This is a genomic window from Dysgonomonas sp. (assembly GCF_035323175.1).
Taxonomy (GTDB): domain Bacteria; phylum Bacteroidota; class Bacteroidia; order Bacteroidales; family Dysgonomonadaceae; genus Dysgonomonas.
In genome coordinates, this window is sequence record NZ_DAOKYH010000003.1 from 136095 (window position 1) to 156051 (window position 19957).

A 19957-nucleotide genomic window follows, 5' to 3' on the forward strand; every position below is an offset into this window, starting at 1 on the left:
TTATTGTGACTTTACTTTATATTTTCACACTACACATCATACATTTCCCTATCTCTATATTCCTTAGGTGTACAACCATACTTTTGAGCAAACTGCCTGAAGAAGGTGGCTCTGTTGGAGAATCCCGATTTATAAATTATCTCATCAATTGTCATTTTGGTATTTAACAGTAAGTTTCGGGCTATGTACAAACGGCTCTCCCTGATCATATCTGCCGGGCTATCGCTTTCTACTTCACTCAACCTGCGATATAAATGACGTGGGCTCATATTCAGTTCTGCGGCAATAAACTGAGCCGAGAGTTTGCTATTCATTATATTCTTTTCGATGATATTGTAGATATCCTGAATAAACTTTGTATTCTCCTTATGAGTCATCTTACCTTCGGATAGGTCGAATGCACTCAACGGTGAACTGAAATAGTCCTTCAGTGTTTCTTTGCGCGAAATAAGATGTTTTACAGATGTGCGCAAATAGTCTGCATTAAAAGGCTTGGCAAGGTACATCTCTGCGCCCGACGATAATCCCTCTATTTGTTCCTCAATTGTATGTTTTGCCGAAACCAATATCATCGGAATGTGTGCTGTCTTTTTATCCGATTTTATTTCCTTCGTAAGAGAGATTCCATCCCTGCCGGGCATCATAACATCACAAATGATAATATTGGGATGTATCTGTGTCAGCATCTCATCCACGAGCAATGGCTTATCTATAGGAATAACATTATACTCATCGGCAAATATCTCACTGATAAACCATAAAATTTCCACATCATCATCAATAATAAAAATGGTTGGCTTCAACTTATCAAAGGCATATTTGGGGAGCTCCATCATTGGCTCATAATCTTTTCTTATCGTGATTTCGGGTAAAGCCTGATTCTTATCAATCAATACATCGGAGACTTCCTTTTGCGGTAGTTTCACAATAAAGTCGGTACGCTCATCAAGTATGCTGTTTACTTCAATTGTACCATCCAGCAACTTGACCATACTATAAGAGATGGCCAATCCCAAACCATTGCGGGAGAATTCTCTCTTCCCTTCTCGATTTTCAAAATCGTCGAGGATACTATATCGGTCGAAGATCCTTGTTATATTTTCTGCTTTAATCCCTTTCCCCGTGTTGGATATAATCATCAACAGCTCATCGTTCTCCTGATATACTTCAACCTCTATAAATCCATTGATAGCCGTATATTTGAATGCATTCGACACTAGATTAGACAAGATCGTATATATAAATCCCCGGTCTGAATTCCAAACCAAAGAGTCTTCAATATCCTTGCTGAATTGTATGTTTTTGGACTCGGCCAAGTCGTTGAACGAGTCGCTTATATCATGTGCTATATCTGTTATAGAGAGCGGCTCTATCTGAGGAGATTTATTACCGGTTTCGATCCGCCTAAACTCGATAAGTTCTTGAATCAGGTCATTCAGACGCTCGGCATTCCGTTGTATAAGCTGTGTATATTTCCTCACAAAACTATCGGAACCGGCATGCGACAAGATACGGTTACAAGGCCCATATATTAACGTCAGCGGAGTACAAAATTCATGGGCGATATTGGTAAAGAAACGCAGCTTAGACTCGTGTACTTCCTCCTGATGACGTTGCTTTATTTTCATCATCGCCTTATATTTTTTCTTCTTGTCTTTTATAATAGCTGCCCGTATAAGCAAATATATAACAGATATCACCATTGTTGCATACAACACATACGCCAATGGCGAAAGATACCACGGAGGTGTTATCTTTATTGTTATCGAATATACAGGACTTTCCTTTCCGGTAAGGCGGTTCATATATTTTATAAACAATGTATATTCTCCGGGCGATAAACTTGTAAAGGAAATATTATTGGACGTTCCATTATCAATCCACTGCTTACTCAGGTCATCCAGTTTGTAATAATAGGTGTAATTATTCCCGTTTACGTAGTCGAGTGCAGTAAAAGATATAGAGAAGAAGTTCTGATTGTAATTAAGTTCAAGCGTCTCATTTTCTCCATTCGATTGTAAAAAGTCGAATATGTTTTTCTCCTGACCGAAAATCATCAGATTGTCAAACTGAATGCGAGGAAAATACTCAGGCTGAGCCATACCCGTCTCCGAGATAGCCACAAAACCATTGATACCACCAAAGAATAAGATATCGGATTCCTCATCCTTGAAATAAGCTCCATCGCTATACTCTATAATCTGCAAGCCATTGAGATTTGAATATGTTTGAAAATTATCTTGCTCTATATTAAATTTGATAATTCCTCTATTGGTACTCAGCCAAAGATTATTTCTCTCATCGGCCAATATACCATGAATCGTATTATTAGGAAAGCCGTTTCTTTCATTAAATATCTTGTCACTCCTACCCGAAACGTGCTTAACCAAACCAAAACTGGTACCAAACCAAAATGCATTGTTCGAATCCTTAATAATAGAGAATATATCATTCAACGTTTGATTTATCCCCTTATCGGGCACAAGCGTATCCAGTTTATGTTGATTTGTATTTAAGCTATATGCACCATATCCACGGTTTCCGAACCATAAAATAGAATCGTTTTCCTGATAGATTGTAAAAAAATAATTCTGAGAGTCCCTGCCGTCCCTTATCGTAACACGGCTTGCATTTTTGAATACAGGAGCATTTTGAGTGCCTGCGACTGACACTTTTACAATCCCCGTACCCACTGTCGCAAGCCATAGCGTAGAGTCGTTAAGTTCACAGATAGAATGTATATATTTTACGGGTTCTCCGTTCGCTATCAGCGGCACTCGCTTTATCGATCTGTCGCTGTACGAATAGTAACTCAGTCCTTCTTCGCAACCAATCCACAGTATATTTTTCTTACTCTTCGCAAAGGCATATACAGAATTATCGGTCAGTGCAGAATTTCCTGTATTACTATATTCGAGTGAGAATTTAGAAGGAGCCTGATTGAAATCATAATTCTTTATTTTCACAATCCCATCCCCCTTTGTTCCTATCCACAGTGTTTTTTCTTTATCCAAAAACAAAGCTCTCACCGGCTTTTCTATATTCGCCGTAAATGTATTGAACACCGCAGACCTGATCGAATACATATCATTCGAATACATATACACCCCTTGTCCATCGGTACCTATCCAAACCAAATCTTGATAGCGGTCGTTTATTAAACAAAAAATACCCGATTTGATTCCAATATCTTCAGGCTGGTAATTATCCAGCTTATCGGATACATATTTCAATCTCAGCAGCCCGTTGGTCTTGAATCCGATAAAGTAATCGTTGTGATGTTTTATTACCGAAGATATCTCGCCATTCTTCTGTATAATCTCTTTAAGATTCCTGACATAGTATTTTTTCTTATCGGCGAAATGATATTCATACAAGGTATAAGTATTGTCTATAAAGTACACGACATCCGAAACGCCTCTTTCGTAGAAACAATACAAGAGATTTTCATTATGAGAAAACAGCTTTTCTTTTTCCAGCTTTAGATCTCCTTCCCTACTCTCTTTTATAGTGTATGCGGGATTAGACTGATCTTTTGTAAACACCTGAAGCTTGTTATCGGAAGTGATCACAAAATTGAGAATATCATTGTATTTCAACCCTCTTAATATTATCTTCTCAAAGGTTTTGGTCTCCTTTTTATAATAATAAATACAATCATCCTCTTTTATAATAAAGATATGGTTGTTCTTATCTTTTTGTATCAAATAGCGCCCTTTGAACTGATTGAATGAATCAATCTTTTTAGTGCGTTTATCCAACCTATTGAGTCCATAGTTTGTGTACACCCAAAGGATACCATCCTCTGTTTCCAATACATTTTCGATAAGATTACCCGACAAGTTGTTCTTCTCATCCGTTGGTTTGTATACCCGAATGCTAAGACCGTTAAACATATTGAGCCCATCACAAGAGCCAAACCACAAGAAGCCGTCTTTATCCTGACAAATAGAGAGTATCGCACTGTTTGACAATCCATCATGATTGGATATCTGGCGGAGATTATATGCATTTATATTCTGACACAATATAAGACCGATCAGAAAAAATGAAGCGTTTAATACGATTTTTTTCATGGATGTATTTTGTCCTAATTCTGATATAAGATTATGACAAAGATAAATATCTTACAGATAGTAAACGAGAAACAAATCCGCATTAACAGAAGCCACATATATAGATTTGAGACAATGTAGTATATATTTAAGACATGCCCACAGAATTACTTTTGTACTATTGTTGCAGGTTTTAAGAAGAAGATATATTTGCTTTCGGAAAAGATGACTAATACCACTAACCTCTAAAACCTGTAAAAATGAAAAATATAACCTAAAGAGTGATCAACCTAATCCGAATCTAATTTAATCAAAATGCTCAGAATGTCTATTTCAAATTTAGACCTAAAGCGAATTAATCAAAAACAATCTTTTATTTAAATCTAACTATGGTATGATTAAGAGAAAGTACAAAAAAAACTTTGTCAGTTTAGTCTTGTCCCTGTTATTCATCGGGACACCATGCATCTTAAATGCCCAGACTGGCAATATTAATGAGCATCAACAATCACCTTCTGCAAAAAACACAGTAAAAGGAACTGTGAAAGATGAAACAGGAGAGCCTCTTGTTGGTGTTAGTGTAGTAATAAAAGGAACAACAAATGGAACGATGACCGACCTGGATGGTAATTTTTCTATTTCGTGTAACAAAAATGATGTATTACAAATATCCTATGTCGGATTTTTGACACAAGATATTACAGTAGGAAACAACTCCAACTTTCAGATAAAACTGAAGGAAGACCAAAAGGTTCTGGATGAAGTTATTGTGATCGGTTATGGTACCACCACTCGCAAAAGCGCAGTGGGAGCCGTTGATCAGGTAAAGGCAAAAACGATAGAAGAACGCCCTGTGGCGAATGTTACTCAAGCCTTACAAGGAGCTTCACCTAGTTTGACAATCCAACAACGCAGCATGGACCCGAATGACAACAATCTGAATATCAACATTCGAGGACTATCTACAATGAATAACAATTCTCCTTTGATCGTTATCGATGGATTAGTAACCGATAACGCCAGTCTGAACAAACTAAGCCCCGGCGATATTGATAATGTTTCGGTACTGAAAGATGCGGGAACAGCTGCCATCTATGGATCACGCTCAGCGAATGGGGTCATACTGGTTACAACCAAGAGCGGAAAGAAAAATCAACGCCCTACCGTTCGTCTCGGAATGCAGCTTGGGACACAAGACCCTACCATTCTGTACAGACCCGTAGAAGGATACCAAAATGCGATATTGAAGAACCTGTCATTGACAAATGTAGGGCAAAGCGCAATGTATTCACCTGCAGAAGTACGTGACCTATACGATCACCGAAGCGAAGAGTACTGGAACTTTGACAAGATTATACAATCGGCAATGCAACAGTCGTACAATATGAGCGTTTCGGGTGGTAACGAGAATACGACTTACTTGTTCTCCGGAGCGTACTTTGATCAGAAGAGTAACTTTGTTGGGCCTAACTATGGAAAACAACGTTACAATCTGCGTTCAAATCTTTCGACAGAAGTAGGACGCTTCAAGCTTTCTTCAATCTTATCATATACCCGCGACGACGGAAAAAAATCGGTTGATGGAAATGCAATTATCAACTCATCGCGTATACCTTCATACTACTGGACTAAAATGCAAGCCGACAATGGAAAATATCTTGTAAACAGCTTGCTTACAGACCAGAACCCGTTGGCGGGATTAAAAGAATCGGGATACGAGAAAGGAAATACCGACTACATTAATGCAAACATTAATCTTGAAGTAAAAATCATTGACGGATTGAAATTGCGTGGAGTTGTGGGAGCTGATATATACGCTTATCATCGTTTCATTAGAAGAAAAGAGGTGGATTTGTATAACAACGAGAATAATACAATCCCCGACATGAAAATGAACGCTAAGAGGAATACAGAAGATTACAATGAGAATAAACGATTGATGAACTATCAGCTTTTGGCGGATTATCAAAAGACATTCAACAATTCTCACAATCTATCCCTGTTATTCGGAGCAACTAACGAGTCATATACATTCAAAAACAATGAAGTAAAATTCATTAATACAGATCCTATTTTAGGTGTTCCGACAGAAACTCCTGAATCTGGAAGTTCTTCACTACAAAATCGAAGAAAAGAAAGTATTACTTCAATACTCGGACGTGCTTCTTACAATTATTTGGAGAGATATTACGCTGAATTCAGTTTTCGTGAAGACGGTTCTTCAAAGTTTGCGAAAGCCAATCGTTGGGGCTTCTTCCCTTCTTTATCTTTGGGATGGAGAATATCCGACGAATCATTTATGGGCTTCTATAAAGACAAACTGGGAGATCTTAAAATTCGTGGATCATACGGTATCTTAGGAAACCAAAATATCGATCCATATCAAACACTTGTTACCTACAGTTTATACTCAAACACATACGCATTTGACAATGACGTTGTAGGTGGAGCAGGATATAAATTTGGTAATGAGAACCTGAAATGGGAAAAATCAAAAACATTCAACATCGGAGCAGACTTCTCATTCTTAAGAGGAGCTTTATCCGGAACATTCGATTATTTCCACAAAACAACATCAGATATCTTGTTAGCTCCGCAAGTACCTACTGTATTCGGAACATCTCTTAGCTCCGAAAATATTGGAGAAATGAAAAATCACGGTTGGGAACTTACACTAAACTATCGCCTGAAAACAGGAGAATTCTCTCATGATTTTTCAGGAAATATAGGAGATTCTCAAAATAAAGTTACAAAACTTGTAGGAGGTAGAGAAATTTCGAAGGTTGACGAATACTTCATCATGAAAGAAGTAGGATTACCGTTCCGTTCATACTACGGATATAAAACCGACGGCTACTTTAAAACAATGGAAGAAATCCAAACATCAGCCTTACCGGCAGGTATCTCATCTTCAGACCTTCGCCCGGGCGATGTAAAATATGTAGACCGCAACAACGACGGAGTGATTGATGAAAAAGACCGTTTTGTTTTAGGAAATGGATTCCCTCGTTACACATTCGGATTCACTTACAACCTTGAGTGGAAAGGCTTTGACTTTGGTTTCTTCATCCAAGGTGTAGGAAAACGTGATATGATGGTACGTGGCGAGTTGGTAGAACCATTCCACTCCAACTATTCGTATGCTATCTACAAGCATCAGCTAGACTTCTGGTCTCCAACAAATACCGATGCCAGATATCCTCGTTTGGCAGGAATAGGCTCGGTTTCCAACTCTAACAACTATGGCATGGGGTCGGAAATCAATCGATTTGACGGAAAATATCTAAGGCTTAAAAATATACAACTAGGATATACCATTCCTAAGAGCCTGACAAATAAACTAATGCTTCAAAGAGTTCGTGCATACGTTAATGCTCAGAATCTGTTTACATTAAGTAAAAACTCTTGGATAGATCCCGAATCTACCGAATTTGATTCAAACATGGGAGGAAGTGCCAACAGTGCACGTAACTATCCTACCCTCAAGTATTTTGGTTTTGGATTAGACATTGAATTCTAACAAAAGAAACGATACAAAAATGAAAAAAAGACATATAATAAAATATCTGTTCTTATTGTCAATGGGAGCGTTTATATTCACAGGATGTAACAACCTCGACCAAATGCCTTACGACAAGCATACAGATGAAACATACTGGCAATCAGTTGAAAATTCAGAACTATTGGTCAATATGGCATACAACCAAATGTATGGTGCCGGGAAAATGTGGACAGACGAAGCCTTGAGTGACAATGTTATTCAGGCCAGAGATGACAATGACCCTCGCAAAATTCGTAACGGCTTGGCAACACCTTCTCTCGGGCTATTTGCCAGCGAATGGAAATGGGCTTATGAGGGAATAAAAACATGTCATAAATACTTAGAAAATGTAGACCGTGTACCAGGCATGGAAGAAAACCTTAAAGCAACAAGAAAAGCAGAGATTCGCTTCATTAGGGCATTTCTATTCTTCCGCTTGGCTTATTTCTACGGTGACGTTCCTTTCTTCACAGAAGATATTACGCTGGCTCAGGCAAAGACCATATCACGCACACAAAAGTCTGTTGTTTTGCAATTTGTGCATGACGAGCTCGATGAAATCATTGACATATTGCCTTCAAAAGGTGCAATAACCAACAAAGGACGTATAACGAATGCTGCAGCTGTTGCTTTTCAGGCACGAGCTTATCTGTATGAAAACAATTGGCCAATGGTCGAAAAATATACCGATATGCTTATCAACCAGCAAGGCAAGTATGGCATTTATGAACTGTTTGGCGATTACGAAAGCTTGTTTCAAACTCAAAACAAGTACAACAACGAGGTTATTCTCGACTATGGCTATGCAACTACAAACCGCACATGGACTGAGATGTATGCACGCGTGCCAATGACTCTGGGTGCTTTCTTAAACTCGTGTGCGCCGATACAAGCACTTGTAGATGACTACTGGACAATCAATGGCTATACAATCAGCAAAGACCCTGCTTATAATCCAAATTCTCCATATACCAACAGAGATCCCCGCCTGACAGCAAGTGTTGTTTACGATGGATTCAAATGGGTAGATGAGAATGGAAACGTATCAACGATACGTACTGCCTACGGAACAGGAACCAAAGACTCTTGGGAAAGTGTGAGCTCTAACAAATCGGTAACAGGTTATTATACTCGTAAGTATTTTGATCCGCAATCAAGAAAGACATTAAAAGACTATGCACAAGAGAACAATATTATCATGTTCCGTTATGCCGACGTTTTATTAATGTACGCAGAAGCAATGCTTGAGCAAAACAAGATGAACCAATCGGTATGGGATGCTACCATTAAGAAAATACGCTCAAGAGCAGGATTCACAGCAGCGAGTGCTCTAAACTACCCTTCAACATTGTCTACAGACGAAATGCGTGAATTAATTCACCGTGAACGCCGTATAGAACTAGTATTCGAAGGACTGCGCTACTACGACATCGTAAGATGGAAAGAAGGAACAAAATATCTGAATGGAGTAGTGAACGGAGCTAAATTCGCCAATAACAATTCTTCGTATATAACATTGGATTCAAGAAAGTTCAATGAAGGAAAAGACTATCTATGGTCGGTGCCTATCGAAGAAATAGTTAAGAACCCTAATCTAAAACCAAACAATCCCGGTTACTCCGAATAAATAACCTAAAGATTAATTAAAATAGAAAAAAACATACTATTATGAAAAAGATATTTTACAACATATTCGTATTGCTTTCATTTATTATGCTAATGACTGCCTGCGGAACAGACGATATGGAATTTAAAAACGCAGATGTTACCGAAGTCACAAAGCTATATGAACCAGTTTTGGAAAAAGCAATTAACCTAACATCAAGTGGTTCTCTTTATTTTTCTTGGAAACCTGCCATTGCCCAAGATGGCGGTGCACCTTTGTACGAAGTATATTTTGATAAAGAAGGAGGAGATTTTTCAAGTCCTCTTTACGTACTTCCATCAGATCTTAACGGATATTCCAGCGGAGCAGATATTTCTCACAAAATTCTAAATAAAATAGCAAAATTAGCTGGAGCGGAGCCGGGAGAAACTATTAGCTTGGTCTGGACAGTAGTTTCATCTAGAGGTATTAATCAGAAAATGTGTAAAGAAAGTAACAAAATAACAGTTACAAGAATCCAAGGATTGGAAGATCCGGGACAGGTTTATATAACAGGAAATGGTTCTGAAGCAGGAAATAACTTATCTAATGCCATAGCTTTGCATCGATCAGGAGATGGGGAATACGAAGCTTATGTTAAACTTGTTGCGGGTGGAATATACAAATTTGTTGACTCTAAGTCTGGTACTCCTGCTGAATATTATATTGCTGATGGTAAATTACAAGAAGGCTCTGAAGGTACTGCGAATACTCTGGATGGTGTCTACCGCATAAAACTTGATTTTGGTACAGCTTCGGCATCAACTCCTGTGGAAATAACAGAAGTTGGCTTCTGGTTCTGCCCTAACAACAAAATAGAATGGAAGTTAACTTATCAAGGAAAAGGAGTTTGGAAAGGAGCAGGACCTGTTAATTTTAAACAAGAAGGTTGGGGACTTGATGAACGTTACAAATTTAGAGTAACAGTAAAAGATTCTAAAGGAAAAGAATCGCAAGAAGATTGGGGACCTGCTAACTACGGAGAAGATGGCAAACCATCAGGAACAGCAAAATATTATAATCTGGCTGTATACAATTCAACTGAACAATTTGATCCAAAATGGAAGTTTGCAAATGACTTTAATGGTAAAACCGTCAATCTCACTGTAAAAATGACAGGAGATACTTATACACATGAGGTTTCTCTCTGATAAATAAAATCTGATATTAATCGGGAAGATTGACCCGAAAGAAAACCGTAGGGTCAATCTCCTTAGATATAAAGAATATGAAGCTTATGAAAAATATATATTTCGGATTTATAGCATTTGTTTTGCTAGCCCTATCATCTTGCAGCGATCCCAAGGATGAGTATTCGTACGGAACTTTGATAGAATACGATTGGAATGCCGCAGCCGATAGCGCATCGAATGCTTTGATAAATAAATTCTGGAACGAAACAGGCAACTATTTCAACTACGGAAACGACGACAAGGAACTTACATTCCACTATTGGCCCAATGCTCATGCTATGGATGTAGTGATAGATGCTTATCTGCGCACAAACGATAGCAAATACAGTGCTTATTTCGATAAATGGTTTGCAGGCGTTAAAATAAAAAACGGAAATACTTATGAGAATGCCTATGTTGACGATATGGAGTGGAATGCATTGACTATGATCCGCCTATACAATATCACAAAAGATCAAAAATACTTAGATGCTGCTCAGCAGTTGTGGGGCTGGATCAAAGATGCCTGGTCTGAAGATGTAGGCGGTGGTATCAGATGGTGTACCGGATCGTGGGTAGAATTTACAAAGAATGCCTGTTCAAATGCTCCCGCAGCTATCATCGGAGCACGTCTGTATCAAATAACTCAGAACGAAGAAGACCTTGAATGGGCGAAGAAAATATACGACTGGCAAAAACAAACGCTGGTAGTATCTTCGACAGGTGAGGTGAAAGACAATATCATTGTAGAATCGGGAGAAGTAAAAGGCTCGGCTCTTACATACAATGAAGGTACCTATGTGGGAGCAGGAGTAGAATTATATAATATTACCAAAGATGTAGTATATTTGAATGATGCAAAAAGAGCAGCCAATTATACCATCTCTACCCTTACAAACTCAAGCAGTAATGTATTGAGAGACGAAGGAACAGGAGACAACGGTCTGTTTAAAGGAATATTCATCCGCTACTTCCTCGAGCTTATCAAAGTGAACGACTTGGATGAAGCATACCGTCATAAATTTGTCACTTTCTTAAACAACAATGCCTATGTACTTTGGACTACCGGTGTATACAAAAAAGGAGAATATGAAGACAACCTTCTGTTTGGTTCTTCGTGGGATTCTTCTCCGGTAAGCTTTACCCAACTTACATCACATGCCAGTGGCTGTATGCTGATAGAGGCAAAAGCTGCATACGAGAATTTGAAAAAGTAAAAGATAATGAAACTTACGTACATTTTTTTATTTGCAATTAGTGTTGCCACAATAGGCTGTAGCCCAAAAGATAAAGGCAATACAAGTTCTAACCTACAGAGAGCCCGGCTAACGCTGGACTCTCTGTATCAAAATTATTCGGCACCCGATACCAAGTTGCTGCGTGAAAACTATCCCTTCGATGACAAGTATACGGCTACGTATCTGGCATCGCAAGAGCAAGCGAATATTCCAAACCAATATTCGTACCTATGGCCTTACTCAGGAACATTCTCTGCTGTAAACGCCTTGTTTGAAACAACCAAGGATAAGAAATATCAGGAAATCCTTGATTCGAAAGTGCTGCCCGGACTGGAAGAATATTTCGACCAAAAGCGGAATCCGTCGGCGTATGCATCATACATAAACACTGCACCTCAGTCCGACCGGTTTTATGATGATAATGTATGGTTGGGGATCGACTTTACTGATACTTACATGCTAACTAAAGAAGACAAATATCTGCAAAAAGCTAAAATGATATGGAAATTCGTAGCCAGTGGAATAGATGACAATTTGGGTGGCGGAATCTATTGGTGCGAACAAAAAAGAGAATCAAAAAACACATGTTCGAATGCACCCGGAGCAGTTTTTGCTCTCAAATTATTTGAAGCTACCAAAGACAGCACTTACTTTCAACAAGGTAGAAGCCTGTATGAATGGACAAAAAAACACCTGCAAGACCCTTCCGACTATTTGTACTTCGACAACATAAGGCTGGACGGAAAAATAGGTGAAGCTAAATTTCCATACAATAGCGGGCAGATGCTACAATCTGCATCTTTGTTATACAAGCTTACAAAAGACAAAGCTTATCTTACCGATGCCCAGAACATAGCAAAATCTGCATATAATTATTTCTTTACAGATTTTACGACTTCTGACGGGCAACAATTCAAGCTGTTGAAGAAAAGTGATGTATGGTTTATTGCTGTTATGCTGAGAGGATTTGTTGAATTATATCATTTGGATAATGACAAAACATATATAGATGCTTTCCAAAAAAATATGGATTATGCATGGAACAACATGCGTGAAGGCAACGGACTGTTCAATACAGACTGGAGCGGAAAGCAAAAAGATGAGAAAAAGTGGTTGCTTACACAAGCCGCAATGGTAGAAATGTATGGCAAGCTTGCATCTATCAATAAATGAAAAAATCAACATAAAGAAGATATGAAAAGAAAGAAAAACATTGGATTATGCGCCGTAGCGGCTGCAACATTATTAATGGGAGGAAAAGCAACGGCTCATGACATGACTATCCGAAAGGATAATACCGTGGTAAGCTATAACGTTCCTACCGACTTTAAAAGCAACCGTCCACCCGTTGATCAAAGATTATTCAAATCGAAGGCTGTAGAAAGTGAGATAGTACGGATTAAGAAAATGATTGAAAATCCGAAACTGGCATGGATGTTCGAAAACTGTTTTCCAAACACGCTGGACACCACTGTCCGCTATCGCAAAACCAACGGTAAAGACGATACTGTAGTCTACACCGGAGATATACACGCCATGTGGCTTCGCGACTCAGGCGCTCAGGTGTGGCCTTATGTGCAATTGGCAAACAGTGATCCCGAACTGAAGGCAATGCTTGCCGGAGTTATCCGCCGACAATTTAAATGTATCATTATCGACCCATACGCCAATGCTTTTCTTGATCCGCACGACCCGAATCCCGATCACCAATGGATGAGCGACATGACGGACATGAGGCTGGAGTTACACGAGCGCAAATGGGAGATCGACTCGCTTTGCTACCCAATTCGTCTGGCATACCATTACTGGAAAACAACAGGAGATGCAAGCATTTTTGATGAAGAATGGCTGCAAGCGATCCAACTGGTATTACAAACGTTCCACGAACAACAACGTAAAAATGGTAATGGCCCGTACAAATTCCAACGCAAAACAGAGCGTCAACTCGATACCATGAATAACGACGGATGGGGCAACCCTGTCAATCCGGTAGGACTTATTGCATCGGCTTTCCGCCCGTCGGATGACGCCACAACATTTCAGTTTTTAGTTCCATCTAACTTTTTTGCTGTTACTTCGTTAAGAAAAGCAGCCGAGATATTGGCAACAGTAAACAAGAAACCTGAGTTAGCAGAAAAATGTAGAAATTTGGCACAGGAAGTTGAGACAGCCTTAAAAAAATATGCTATCTTTAACCATCCTAAATACGGTCAGATCTATGCCTTCGAAGTAGATGGATTTGGAAACCAGTATTTTATGGATGATGCCAATGTGCCCAGTTTATTGGCAATGCCCTATTTAGGAGATATGGATGCTAATGACCCTATCTATCAGAACACACGAAAATATGTGTGGAGTAAAGATAATCCATATTTCTTCAAAGGAACAGCAGGGGAAGGTATTGGTGGTCCCCATATCGGATATGATATGATATGGCCTATGAGTATCATGATGAAAGCATTCACTAGCCGTGACGAAAAAGAAATTCAGACATGTATAAAAATGCTTATGGATACCGATGCCGGAACAGGATTTATGCACGAATCGTTCAATAAAGACAACCCTGAGAAGTTTACCCGCGCATGGTTTGCATGGCAAAATACACTTTTTGGTGAATTGATCTTAAAGCAGGTAAACGAAGGCAGAATTGATATGTTAAACGCAATAAAATAAACCTTTAATGAAAAAGAATCTAAAGCTCCTGATTGCAGTTTCCGTTATTTTAGCCTTTTTAGCAAGTGCTTGTGGCAGTTTTTCAAAAAGTACAAAGATCGTAAAAACTCAATGCGAGTATTTAGATTCCCCTATAGGTATCGATGCCGAACATCCGCGCTTCACATGGGTGTTCGGTAGTGATACTGAAAATTTCAGGCAAGAAGCTTACCAGATACAGATAGCCAGCAGCGAAGAACTACTTGCTTCGGGCAAAGCGGATATATGGACTTCCAACAAAATAGAAAGCACAACTCCCCGTACCATATACAACGGAGGTACAAAACTATCTTCACATACCCGTTACTATTGGACTGTGACAGTATGGGACAAGAAAGGAAAAACCCACACATCACCTGTCAGCTATTTCGAAATGGCTAAAATGTCGAAAGCGGATTGGCAGGCAAAATGGATCACAGATTCGCACGACAAAGAATTTGAACCTGCGCCATTATTCAGAAAAGAATTTAAGACTACAAAGAAATTAATATCAGCCCGTGTCTATGTAAGCGGCACAGGATATTACGAGATGTTTATAAACGGAAAAAGAGTAGGTGAAAACTTCCTTGATCCGGGTTACACACATTTCGACAAACGTATATTATATGTTACACACGATGTAACATCACTTATCACCGAAGGAGACAACGCCATTGCGGCAGTTCTCGGAAATGGTTTTTACAACTGCCAGAGCAAAGCCGTATGGGACTTCGAAAGAGCCCGCTGGCGTGAACGTCCTAGTTTGTTGAGCGAACTAAGGCTTGTATACGATGACGGTTCTACCGATATCATATCCACAGACGAAACGTGGAAAACCAACACAGGACCTTACACATATAACAACATATACAGTGGCGACAGATACGATGCCCGCCTCGAAGAAGCAGGATGGAACACTGCCGGATTTGACGACTCTAAGTGGAACAAAGTACAACCGTCAAAAGAACCGGCTCCGATACTGGTTGCTCAGCAAATGCCGGGGATCCGTGCCGTAAAAGAGATCAAGCCAAAATCGGTAAAATCATTCGGAGATAAGATATACCTCTTCGATCTGGGAGAAAACATTGCAGGGGTTTGCCGTTTCTCGGTAAAAGGAGAGGCAGGCACAACATTCAAACTACGCCACGGAGAACTCCTAAAAGCAGACGGACGTCTCGAGCAAGGCAACATCAATGTTTATTATCACCCTGAGAAAAAAGGAGAAGTATTTCAAGAAGATGTTTTCATCCTGAAAGGAACAGGAAAAGAAGAAGAATTTACACCTCAGTTCAGCTATCATGGTTTCCAGTATATAGAAGTGGAAAGTGATCGCCCTGTAACACTTACGGTGGATAACCTGACAGGATTGTTCCTACATACAGATATACCTCAGGTGGGTAATTTTAGCAGTTCAAACAATCTGTTGAACAAAATATGGGCAGCAACAAATCAAAGTTATCAAGGCAACTTACACAGTATTCCTACCGATTGTCCTCAGCGTGAGAAGAACGGATGGACAGCAGACGCACATGTTGCCATAGACTTGGCATTACTCAACTTTGATGGAATCACCTTATACGAAAAATGGATGAACGACTTCATCGACAACCAACGGGAAGACGGTGTGATTGCAGGCATCATTCCATCTTCTGGATGGGGATTCGGCGACTGGCCGGGACCTGTTTGGGATGCTGCAATGTTTATTATCCCCAATGCGCTGTACGACTACTATGGCGAGACCCGAAGTATAGAACACCTCTACCCTACTATGGTAAAATATCTGGATTATCTGAAAACAAAAGAAGTAGACGGAGGATACCTGAATTTTGGATTGGGAGATTGGGTATTTTACAAAGCTCAAACACCGAATGATTATACATCAACGCTCTACTATTACCACGACTATGTATTGATGGCACGCTTTGCCAAACTCTTAGGGAAAGACGCCACTCCATATCAACAAAAAGCAGAGCAGTTGAAAAAACTGATAAACAACAAGTTCTTCAATGCCGAAACAGGCGTTTATGCCAATGGTACTCAAACAGCTCAGGCAGTAGCCCTGTATATGGGAATAGTTCCCGAAGGAAAAGAACAGCTCGTTGCCGACAATTTACACAAAACCGTCTCGGAAAATAATTATTTTCTCGACTTTGGACTCTTGGGCAGCAAAACCGTTCCGGCTATGCTTACCAAATACGGATATGTAGAAGACGCATACAAAATGGCGACTAAGACCAAAGCTCCGTCGTGGGGCTACTGGGTAGAAACACAAGGATACAGCACTCTTGCCGAAACATGGACACTTAGCCCTGAGTTTCGCGATGCATCTATCAACCACGTATTTATGGGGGATATCAGTGCATGGATGTACAACACATTGGCGGGGATCAATCTCGACAAAGACCAACCCGGATTTCAGAACGTAATCATCAGGCCTCATTTTGTGAAAGATCTGCAATGGGTTAAGGGCGAATATAATTCTGTGAGAGGTTTGATAAAATCGGAGTGGAAGAGAGAAGGAGATAAGATAAATCTTTCGGTAACCATTCCTGCCGGATCTACTGCAACGATATACGCAGACAAAGAATACACAGTAGGTTCTGGCGTTCACCAATATGTAATAAAAGAAAATAAATAAGATATAAGCAGGAGATAAATGCCCGTTAGAATCCCTTATTGGGACAAATAAAACAAACTAAACATTAATCGATAATAAACATGAAACACAACCTATTGTTATTACTATTTCTGAGCATTGCATTCGGTATAAGCGCTCAGAAAAAAGCTGAATTACAATCGCCTAACGGAGAGATAAAAGTATCTCTTAGTATTTCAGATAAGATATATTACACAATATCTTATAACAATGATGTGCTATTAGAAAAGAATCATTTGAGTTTGAACCTGGGAAATGAAACGCTTGGACTCAATCCCAAACTATCGGGGCAAAAAGCAAACAAAGTAAACGAGGTTCTTACTCCTGTTGTTCCTTTAAAATACTCATCTGTAAAAAATCAATACAATTCGCTCCTGCTTACATTCAAAGGAGATTATTCAGTCGAATTCAGAGCCTTTGACGATGGTATTGCTTATCGTTTCATAACCAATAAAAAAGGAGATGTAGAAGTTTTAGGAGAAGATTTTGCAATCAATTTTCCTGCAAATTATTTACTTCATTTACAGCAGCCCGGTGGATTTAAAACTGCTTACGAAGAACCCTATACACACGTTGAGAGCAATGAGTGGAAAGCAACAGACCGCATGTCTGTATTGCCGATATTGATAGATACAAAGAAACAATACAAGATACTGATATCTGAATCAGACCTATCGGATTATCCTTGCATGTTCCTTAAAGGCAATGGAGCAAACGGAGTACAATCTACATTTCCAAAAGCCCCGCTCGAATTTGGAGAAGATGGCGATCGTAGCTTGAAGATAGTAAAGGAAGCCGATTATATAGCCAAAACAACAGGCAAAAGAAATTTTCCGTGGCGCTACTGCGTCATTACAAAAGATGATAAGCAGCTTATAGAAAACACAATGACATACAGACTGGCTACCAAGAGTCAACTGCAAGACGTATCGTGGATCAAGCCGGGACAAGTTAGTTGGGAATGGTGGAACGAAGCCTCGCCTTATGGCCCGGATGTGAATTTCGTAGCCGGATTCAATCTCGATACATATAAATATTACATCGATTTTGCGTCCAAATACGGTATCGAGTATATTATTATGGACGAAGGTTGGGCAAAAAGCACACGCGATCCTTATACTCCAAATCCGAAAGTAGATGTACATGAACTTATCCGCTACGGAAAAGAAAAGAATGTAGGCATCATACTATGGCTAACATGGTTAGTGGTAGAAAACAACCCCGATATATTCAAAACATTCAGCGAATGGGGAGTAAAGGGTGTTAAGATCGACTTTATGGATAGAAGCGACCAATGGATGGTAAACTACTACGAACGCATAGCCAAAGAAGCTGCAAAATACAATATTCTGGTTGATTATCATGGTTCGTTCAAGCCTGCGGGAATCGAATACAAGTATCCGAATATCCTTTCTTACGAAGGAGTAAGAGGCATGGAGCAAATGGAAGGCTGTACCCCTGAAAACAGTGTCTATTTCCCATTCATGCGCAATGCGGTAGGCCCTATGGATTACACACCGGGAGCAATGATCAGCATGCAACCCGAAAGATACTGTGGTCATCGCCCGAACTCGGCAAGCATCGGAACCAGAGCTTACCAGTTGGCACTGTTCGTTATTTTCGAAAGCGGACTTCAAATGTTGGCAGACAACCCTACCTTGTATTACAGAAATGAGGATTGCACCAAATTTATCACCGATGTACCTGTTACATGGGACGAAACTCGTGCACTGGAAGCCAAAGCGGGAGAATATGCGCTTGTAGCAAAACGCAAAGGCAATAAGTGGTATATAGGCGGTATGACAAATAACACAGAAAGACAACTTGAGATAAGCCTTGACTTCCTCAATGCCGGAACATCATATAATATGACTTCGTTCGAAGACGGAATCAATGCCGGACGTCAGGCTATGGACTATCGCAGAAAAGAATCTCACGTAAAATCGGGTGATAAGATACAGATAAAGATGGCTAGAAACGGAGGTTTTGCCGCCGTAATAGAATAGTGAGTTATTTAGGTAACTCTTTGTAAATAAAGAGCGATATTGGTTATTTAAGGAGCTGTCTGAAAAGGATAGCTCCATGCTTAAACGATCAAAAAGGCTGTCCCTGTTAGAAGAGACAGCCTTTTTAATATCATCGAATGAGGCGATTACTTTTGTATTTCCCTCAACTTGATCTTCGTTAATACCTGTTTGGTATTCAATGGAAAATCGGCATCCATCATCCATGCATAGAAACTTGGCTCTCTTTTGAGTACTTCTGCCACGGGCTTTCCTTTATGTTTGCCAAAATTGAACACCTCTATACCATTTTCATCTCTGATAATACGCCCCGCAAGGTCTACATTGTTGTTGAAGAAAGAGAATTCCGCAGCCAGCTTTTCCATATCGTTTTCCAGATCAGGATATTTGTCGAGCTGAGCTTTCAATACTTCGTAAGTAGCAAGAGTGTCTGCTTCAGCCGAGTGAGCATTATCCAAATTCTTGTCGCAATAGAACTTATATGCGGCTTCGAGCGTACGTTGTTCTTTCTTATGGAAAATGATCTGCACATCTATCATTTTACGTTTTGAGAAGTCGATATCCACATCAGCACGAAGAAATTCTTCCGCAAGGAGAGGAATATCGAAACGGCTGGAGTTGAACCCTGCCAAATCACAACCTTCCATCTGATCGGCCAAAGATCTGGCAATCTGCTTGAACGTCGGGCAGTCTTTCACATCTTCGTCGGATATACCATGTATAGCAGTTGCTCCTGCCGGAATTGGCATTTCCGGGTTGATACGTCTGGTCTTCATCTCTTCTTTCCCATTGGGATATACCTTCAGGTAGGATAGTTCTACAATACGGTCTTTCACCGTATCTGTTCCGGTAGTTTCCAAGTCAAAGAATATGAGCGGATTCCTCAGATTTAGTTCCATAAGCTTTTTTATTAAAAAACTTTATCATCCCTCTCT

The 19957-nt window shown here is 39.7% G+C and carries 10 protein-coding genes; 8 read left to right on the plus strand and 2 right to left on the minus strand.

Translation table 11 applies throughout. The annotated features are described in order from the left end of the window. Window positions 1–29: 29 nt before the first annotated feature. Window positions 30–4076 (minus strand): two-component regulator propeller domain-containing protein, encoded by a 4047-nt coding sequence (locus PKC55_RS06295; protein WP_291128847.1) that lies wholly within the window; start codon window positions 4074–4076, stop codon window positions 30–32. A gap of 373 nt (window positions 4077–4449) precedes the next feature. On the opposite strand from PKC55_RS06295, the gene PKC55_RS06300 reads away from it, so the two are divergent. The 8 genes from PKC55_RS06300 to PKC55_RS06335 all read left to right on the plus strand — a co-directional run bounded on the left by PKC55_RS06300 (window position 4450) and on the right by PKC55_RS06335 (window position 19004). Further along, window positions 4450–7575, plus strand: a complete 3126-nt coding sequence (locus tag PKC55_RS06300; protein ID WP_291128845.1) for a SusC/RagA family TonB-linked outer membrane protein — start codon at window positions 4450–4452, stop codon at window positions 7573–7575. A 19-nt stretch (window positions 7576–7594) separates the two neighbouring features. Next, a complete protein-coding gene (locus PKC55_RS06305) occupies window positions 7595–9223 on the plus strand; it encodes a RagB/SusD family nutrient uptake outer membrane protein (RefSeq protein WP_291128842.1) in 1629 nt (542 codons plus the stop codon). 41 nt (window positions 9224–9264) lie between these two features. Further along, window positions 9265–10392 carry a SusE domain-containing protein gene (locus tag PKC55_RS06310; protein WP_291128841.1) on the plus strand — a complete coding sequence of 376 codons (1128 nt, stop codon included), beginning with the start codon at window positions 9265–9267 and terminating at the stop codon, window positions 10390–10392. Window positions 10393–10478: 86 nt separating this feature from the next. Beyond that, window positions 10479–11630, plus strand: a complete 1152-nt coding sequence (locus tag PKC55_RS06315) for a glycoside hydrolase family 76 protein (protein ID WP_291128839.1) — start codon at window positions 10479–10481, stop codon at window positions 11628–11630. A 6-nt stretch (window positions 11631–11636) separates the two neighbouring features. Then, on the plus strand, window positions 11637–12824 hold the full coding sequence (locus PKC55_RS06320; protein ID WP_324372326.1) for a glycoside hydrolase family 76 protein: 1188 nt from the start codon (window positions 11637–11639) through the stop codon (window positions 12822–12824). 21 nt (window positions 12825–12845) lie between these two features. Further along, window positions 12846–14324: a glycoside hydrolase family 125 protein gene (locus PKC55_RS06325; RefSeq protein ID WP_283686694.1), complete on the plus strand. Its 1479-nt coding sequence runs from the start codon at window positions 12846–12848 to the stop codon at window positions 14322–14324. Between the two features lie 7 nt (window positions 14325–14331). Next, window positions 14332–16980 (plus strand): alpha-L-rhamnosidase, encoded by a 2649-nt coding sequence (locus PKC55_RS06330; RefSeq protein WP_283686693.1) that lies wholly within the window; start codon window positions 14332–14334, stop codon window positions 16978–16980. An 80-nt stretch (window positions 16981–17060) separates the two neighbouring features. Beyond that, complete coding sequence (locus tag PKC55_RS06335) at window positions 17061–19004, plus strand: glycoside hydrolase family 97 protein (RefSeq protein WP_291127807.1); 1944 nt, start codon at window positions 17061–17063, stop codon at window positions 19002–19004. A 146-nt stretch (window positions 19005–19150) separates the two neighbouring features. Here the strand turns inward: PKC55_RS06335 and PKC55_RS06340 are convergent, their stop codons facing one another. After that, window positions 19151–19921, minus strand: a complete 771-nt coding sequence (locus tag PKC55_RS06340; RefSeq protein ID WP_135104567.1) for a 3'-5' exonuclease — start codon at window positions 19919–19921, stop codon at window positions 19151–19153. Between the last annotated feature and the right edge of the window lie 36 nt (window positions 19922–19957).

Bases quoted from the DNA above. Each gene is read 5' to 3' on its own strand.
- PKC55_RS06295 (WP_291128847.1), bottom strand. From the start codon at position 4,076: ATGAAAAAAATCGTATTAAACGCTTCATTTTTTCTGATCGGTCTTATA.
- PKC55_RS06300 (WP_291128845.1), top strand. From the start codon at position 4,450: ATGATTAAGAGAAAGTACAAAAAAAACTTTGTCAGTTTAGTCTTGTCC.
- PKC55_RS06305 (WP_291128842.1), top strand. From the start codon at position 7,595: ATGAAAAAAAGACATATAATAAAATATCTGTTCTTATTGTCAATGGGA.
- PKC55_RS06310 (WP_291128841.1), top strand. From the start codon at position 9,265: ATGAAAAAGATATTTTACAACATATTCGTATTGCTTTCATTTATTATG.
- PKC55_RS06315 (WP_291128839.1), top strand. From the start codon at position 10,479: ATGAAAAATATATATTTCGGATTTATAGCATTTGTTTTGCTAGCCCTA.
- PKC55_RS06320 (WP_324372326.1), top strand. From the start codon at position 11,637: ATGAAACTTACGTACATTTTTTTATTTGCAATTAGTGTTGCCACAATA.
- PKC55_RS06325 (WP_283686694.1), top strand. From the start codon at position 12,846: ATGAAAAGAAAGAAAAACATTGGATTATGCGCCGTAGCGGCTGCAACA.
- PKC55_RS06330 (WP_283686693.1), top strand. From the start codon at position 14,332: ATGAAAAAGAATCTAAAGCTCCTGATTGCAGTTTCCGTTATTTTAGCC.
- PKC55_RS06335 (WP_291127807.1), top strand. From the start codon at position 17,061: ATGAAACACAACCTATTGTTATTACTATTTCTGAGCATTGCATTCGGT.
- PKC55_RS06340 (WP_135104567.1), bottom strand. From the start codon at position 19,921: ATGGAACTAAATCTGAGGAATCCGCTCATATTCTTTGACTTGGAAACT.